1 protein-coding gene and 1 pseudogene are annotated in these 1,764 nt (G+C 39.2%); both read left to right on the top strand.

From position 1 onward, the window contains the following. Positions 1 to 581 (top strand): replication initiation factor domain-containing protein (locus FTV32_RS16835; protein ID WP_180029140.1); only part of this gene is annotated, 581 nt, incomplete at its 5' end. Between the two features lie 413 nt (positions 582 to 994). Continuing rightward, a pseudogene (locus FTV32_RS16830) lies at positions 995 to 1,764 on the top strand (hypothetical protein); the annotation flags it as partial.

Raw genomic sequence — 1,764 nt, 5'->3', positions numbered from 1 at the left:
ATGACTACGATGGTACTTATTTAGATATTGATGATCTGAATGAAAGAGAAACGAACGGGGAATTTTACTATTTTGGAAAGCCTGCACGTGTAACTTGGTTCGGTGATTGGAAATATTTAGATAGAGATAAGCTAGGGCGTACTTTGCAGATCGGTTGCCGTACTTCAGATAAAATGCTTAGGGCTTATGAAAAAGGAAAGCAATTAGGGGATAAAAATAGCGACTGGTTAAGGGTTGAGGTTGAGTTAAAAGCAAAACATACAATTATCCCTTTTGATGCGATTATAAATCCCTCTGATTACTTCATTAATCTGTATCCGTGTTTTAAAGACCTGTTTAAATACGATGATCAGGTTCAATCAAAAATAGAATATGTAAAAAGATCATTGAAAATAAGTATAGAAAAAGGGGTGGATATATTTCGCCATCAATTCGGGCGTTGGTTGGGGTTCTTCCGTCAATGGTTCGGGGATGATGAAACATGTATACAGGCTTTGGCACATGATTTCAGTGTTCCAAAACGATTTAATATGACTAAACAGGATTGGACTAGGGTGCATCCTGATTTTTGTGTTCCTTAGGCTATTTGTGATTTGTGATTTTTAAGGGCGCACTTTACCATTGAATCAATGAGTGCTTAACAGAGATGGCGGAGTGCCATCGAACTGACGGACTATGAGTTACTAGCCTTTTCCTCTCTGATTACCAATTTGAAGGCATTTGCGCCTAATGACAGGTACAGCGAAGCCGAATGGAAGGGGAAGGTTGTGTGGTGTGTGGCGTACCGTGTACGCACACCCACACCACACAGCCTTGATTTATATTATTTGTTTAGTGTAGATTGTTTATTGCACGTAAGAAGCTAACAAGCGAAGTCCTGTGAAGTTAAAGACCTGAACGCAATAGATCGACAGGCACAAAAGCAGCAGGCATAAAAATGGGCTATCAGTGCGTCAACACCATAGCCCTTGATGAACATTAAGAAGGAATGTCCATGACTAAATTTTATGGGGAAAATACCCCTTTTACAACTGCTACACCTGAAAACTATTCTAAATTCGCCAATGATTTCCTGAAAAATCGGACTTTACCCACTGTCAGCCCGTGGGAGTGCCACGTTAGTAATACGTGGCAAAACTCGAAGGCTCAAATTCCATCTAACGAAGTCCTAAAAGATTGGCAAGCGGCTAACGAAGTAAAGTTGGTTATTGATGATCAAGGCAATCCAAAAATCCTACTGGTGTCTGCACCTGCTGAACATGAAATAGCGTTTATAGATTGGATTTCATTCTCCTTAAAGCGTTACACGTTTTCGGATCACTATATTGGACTCTCAGAAGAATTTATTAACGATGCCTGCATAGAAGCAATGGGGGAAAAGTTAGAGCAAATTTTCGGATTTAAAGTCGGTAAAAAAAGAAAAAATGGCAAAAACTTCTATGAACAATGTTATGAAATTATTAATCATGATGATGTCGTGGTCGGTGATCTCTGCATAGGTGGTCAAAACAACACAATGCTTGTGATGTTATCTGGTCAGGGTTGCTTGATGGGTGACTACGGCTGGCAAGAAAAGTTATATCAATTCTTAAATAAGGCGCAAGGCGCAAAAATTACAAGACTGGATTTAGCACATGATGACTACGATGGTACTTATTTAGATATTGATGATCTGAATGAAAGAGAAACGAACGGGGAATTTTACTATTTTGGAAAGCCTGCACGTGTAACTTGGTTCGGTGATTGGAAATATTTAGATAGAGA

Source organism: Acinetobacter sp. YH16032 (assembly GCF_013417345.1).
Taxonomy (GTDB): domain Bacteria; phylum Pseudomonadota; class Gammaproteobacteria; order Pseudomonadales; family Moraxellaceae; genus Acinetobacter.
Note: the sequence above shows the minus strand (reverse complement) of the source record. Positions and strands in the feature narration are given on the sequence as shown.